Source organism: Peribacillus acanthi (genome assembly GCF_003073175.1).
Lineage (GTDB): Bacteria > Bacillota > Bacilli > Bacillales > DSM-1321 > Bacillus_BN > Bacillus_BN acanthi.
Map to the genome: position 1 here is coordinate 80,756 of NZ_QBBX01000002.1, position 2,931 is coordinate 83,686.

General features: G+C 37.5%; 3 protein-coding genes. All 3 read left to right on the top strand.

What is annotated here, in order from left to right; all coding sequences use genetic code 11:
- Nucleotides 1-825, top strand: an 825-nt coding sequence (locus tag DBX25_RS21090; protein WP_240620119.1) for a nickel-dependent hydrogenase large subunit, incomplete at its 5' end; no start/stop codon positions are given.
- Complete coding sequence (locus tag DBX25_RS02085; protein ID WP_108669123.1) at nucleotides 825-1,298, top strand: hydrogenase maturation protease; 474 nt, start codon at nucleotides 825-827, stop codon at nucleotides 1,296-1,298. The genes DBX25_RS21090 and DBX25_RS02085, both read left to right, overlap by 1 nt.
- Nucleotides 1,299-1,477: 179 nt before the next feature.
- Nucleotides 1,478-2,839 carry a S8 family peptidase gene (locus tag DBX25_RS02090; RefSeq protein ID WP_108669124.1) on the top strand — a complete coding sequence of 454 codons (1,362 nt, stop codon included), beginning with the start codon at nucleotides 1,478-1,480 and terminating at the stop codon, nucleotides 2,837-2,839.
- The last annotated feature ends 92 nt before the right edge of the window (nucleotides 2,840-2,931 follow it).

Sequence of the window (2,931 nt, forward strand, 5' to 3'; positions counted from 1 at the left end):
CAAAAAGTCACTTCCTTCATCAATGAAAAAATGATACCTGATGTTTATGATATTGCGGACCACTATCGTGATTACTTTCGCTTAGGTGGTGGTTACGGCAATCTTTTATCCTATGGTTCTTTTAACGGATATACGGACCTAGGTACATTATATGTGGATCCTCTAGTATCGACGCTGGATTCCGTCCAACTATTTGACGAAAATAAAATACAGGAAAAAATCGATTATTCATGGTACAAATCTGAGAAAAACACAAATCTCCCAAATGAAGCAGTTCCAGAACCTGATATGGATAAAGAAAAAGCCTATTCTTGGGTAAAGGCGCCCAGGTACGACAATCTTCCTTTTGAGGTGGGCCCACTCGCAAGGTTAATTTTGAGCAATTCTTATGATAATGGGATTTCGGCAATGGACAGAACGATTGCTAGAGCACTAGAGGCGAAGAAAATAGCAGAAATCATGAAGATATTATTGCAGCAAATCATTCCAGGAGTCGACGTGCAAAAAAAATATGTTCTCCCAGAATCGGCTACAGGAAGAGGGTTGGTTGATACTACTAGAGGGGCACTTGGACATTGGCTTACAATAAAAGAGAAAAAAATAGCATTTTATCAAATCATAACCCCTTCCACCTGGGATTTTTCCACACGGGACAATAATGGATATAGAGGGGTAGCTGAGGAAGCATTGATTGGTACACCTATTCAGAACCCTGACAAACCTGCTGAAATCGGAAGGATACTTCGGTCCTTCGATCCCTGCATGTCATGTGCAACTCATGTTTACAGTCCAGGAAAACAAGTTAAGACAATCAAGGTGTTTTAATGGAGAAAATTATCGTTTTAGGGATAGGTAACCAATTGATGATGGATGATGGTGTAGGCATTTACATTGTAGAGGAACTAGCAAAACATGATCATACAACAAATATCGAATATTTGATTGGGGAATCCGATATTGATTATTGTCTTGATCAAATTGAAGGAGCTACATTTGTGATTATTTTAGATGCCGTATGTGCAGGAAAACAACCTGGAGAAATAACAATTTATCCCATTTCTGAGCTTCATCAACATCAGCCATTGAATCTCTCACCACACAACATGCACTTATTTCAAGTTTTATATCAACTGAAAGAAAGAGTTAAAGGTTATTTAATCGGGGTGGAACCATATAAGATTGAGTTTCATATTGGATTAAGCCAACCCATGAATGAGATCTGGAACGGAGTAATACTATTGGTGAAGAGGGAGATTGGATTTATTATTAATGAGAATAATGGATTAGGCACCCAATAAAAGGGTGTTTTTTTTTTGGTGTAAAGTAAATTTCTGAGGGAGATTCAAACTTAGTGAATTGATGAAAATAATCTTCTAATCTATTAAATATTTTTTAAATATGGACAGACACACTTCCCTTATTTCGATAGATTCATAGTCTGCTAATGAAGTTCATAATTTTGAAAGGGGAGAAAAAAGTGTTTGGATTTTCAATGATTCAAATGATTAGGCAACATGCAAATAAACTTGACCGTCCACTTCGAGATCAGCTAATGAATGTATATAAACCGTTCCGATGGACGCCATGTTTTATGCATAAAAGTTTAGAGAGTTATATTAAACTTACAAAAAGGTTTAAAGTTGTGGTCGAATTTAATAATAAGGAATGTCATTCACTCGGGATGAATAGTGTTTATCATATTGCAGGAAAGCACATCATGAGTAAATTGAAGAATGAATACCGTAGTATCTCGTGTTGTAGTGCAGTATTAACACCAAATGCAATAGAAAACCTACTTGTTTCAAGCCCACACATTAAAATGATTCATTTAGATAGAGAAGTTAAAGCCTTATTAGATGTTGCCACACCCACTACGAAAGCAGTAAATCTAATGAAAGATGATACCGTCTTAACAGGGAAAGGGATTAACATTGCCGTGATTGATACAGGAATCCATCCTCATCAAGATTTAGAGGGAAGAATAAAAGACTTTAAGGATTTTGTAAACAATATAGAAGAAGCGTACGATGACAATGGACATGGAACCCATTGTGCAGGTGACGCAGTTGGTAACGGATTCTTATCAGGCGGATTGTATGTGGCACCGGCACCAAATGCGAAGGTGATTGGTGTAAAGGTTTTAGATAAAATGGGTTCAGGGTCTCTATCAACCGTTATGGATGGAGTTCAATGGTGCATCGATTATAATAAAGACAAGCCTTATGAGGAAAAAATCCATATCATTTCTATGTCATTAGGAGCTAGTGCACAACTCTATTATGATGAAAATCAGCAACCATGTGAAAATTGTGATCCAATGGTAAGTATCGTCGAAGCAGCATGGGATAGTGGAATTGTAGTTTGTGTGGCTGCAGGTAATGAAGGAGATAGTCCTAAAACAATCGCTAGTCCAGGAATAAGCGATAGAGTTATCACTGTTGGAGCGATGGACGATAGAAACACCATTGAACCGAGAACGGACGATGGGATAGCTGCTTTCTCAAGTAGAGGAAAAACCATTTACGGCATCGACAAACCGGATATTGTTGCACCTGGAGTTAATATCATTTCATTACGTGCACCAAATTCTTATTTGGATAAGTTCCAAAAAAGTAATAGAGTTGATTCGAATTATTTTATTCTATCGGGAACATCAATGGCTACCCCAATTTGTGCAGGGGTTGTTGCCTTGATTCTAGAAGCTAATAAAGGCATAGCACCAGATGTTTTGAAACAAAAGCTAATGACTGGTGCAGATCCATGGGGAGTGAATCCTGGATCGGAAATGAACCGGAACACTTTTGGAGCGGGTTATATTAATGCTGAACGTTCCGTTTAATGGTTGGACAAGCATAAGTTTTTTACGAAGTTAAATGAAAAATAAACAGGACAAAAGGGCGAATTCTTACTTTCTAGAATCTGCCCTTTTTA

What these genes read in the sequence shown, in the direction of transcription:
- DBX25_RS02085 (WP_108669123.1), top strand. Translation starts at nt 825, where the DNA reads ATGGAGAAAATTATCGTTTTAGGGATAGGTAACCAATTGATGATGGAT.